This is a genomic window from Psychrobacter piscatorii, assembly GCF_001444505.1.
Classification (GTDB): Bacteria; Pseudomonadota; Gammaproteobacteria; order Pseudomonadales; family Moraxellaceae; genus Psychrobacter; species Psychrobacter piscatorii_B.
This window is the reverse complement of sequence record NZ_LNDJ01000031.1, coordinates 1-1,085: the sequence shown is the minus strand read 5'-3', so window position 1 is coordinate 1,085 and position 1,085 is coordinate 1. Positions and strand designations below refer to the sequence as shown.

The 1,085-nt window shown below is 48.1% G+C and carries 1 pseudogene; it reads right to left on the bottom strand.

Features of this window, described 5'->3' with window-relative positions:
- Nucleotides 1-1,085 (bottom strand): annotated as a pseudogene (locus AS194_RS13450) (IS256 family transposase); the annotation flags it as partial.

The following is a 1,085-nucleotide window of genomic DNA, read 5'->3' as shown; positions in this document are numbered from 1 at the left end:
GAACACCTTACGCTTATTCACCGCCGTCCGAATCACGCTGTTTAGCGACTCAATAGCATTGGTGGTATATATGACTTTTCTGATGTCTTTAGGGTAATTAAAGAACACCGTTAAGCCCTCCCAGTTATTGCGCCAAGACTTAACCACGTGCGGGTATTTCTCGCCCCACACCTCATCAAAGTGCTCAAGATTGGCCTCTGCTATCTCAAGCGTATCAGCGCCGTAGATAACCTTTAAATCAGCCGCTACGGCTTTCTTATCAGTCCACGGTACGAACTTCATTGAATAGCGCACCATATGCACGATACACAGCTGAACCTGAGCATTGGGGTAGACGGTGTTGAGGGCATCAGGGAAGCCTTTTAAGCCGTCAACACAGGCAATGAGAATATCTTGTACCCCGCGGTTTTGTAGTTCAGTGAGAATACCCAGTCAGAACTTAGCGCCTTCATGCTCTGAGAGCCACATACCAAGCAGCTCTTTTCTGCCATCAAGTCCCACGCCTAGTGCCAGATAGATAGCCTTGTTGATGATCTGCTTGTCTTGACGTATCTTCACGACGATGCAGTCCAAATAGACGATAGGATAGACACTGCTCAGCGGACGGTTCTGCCAAGCGGTGATGTCCTCTAATATGTTGTCAGTGACTTTTGAAACTAAGCTACTGGAGATATCGACATCGTAGAGCTCTTTAATGCTCTCTACAATCTCGGTGGTGGTTTGACCCTTGGCGTATGAGCGAGGATAAGCAAGTGTGTGGGGCACACTTGCCCGAAGCGCAAGACGGAAGGCTATGCCTGTAGTGACGATATGATTTTATCATCGAGACCTGAGATACGGGTTTGATGCTTACTGACCAGCACAGGCTCAAAGCTGCTATTGCGGTCTCTTGGGGCGGATATCTCAAGATCGCCTGTGTCACTGCGGACGGTCTTTTTAGTATGCCCATTGCGTTTATTTGGCTTATCTGCCTTTTCATGCTTAGGATAGCCGAGATGGTCCTCCATCTCAGCTTCAAGGGCAGTGTCGATAAAGGATTGCATGAGCTGCTTCTGGAGGTCTTTGATGTCATCGAAGCTTTTCAT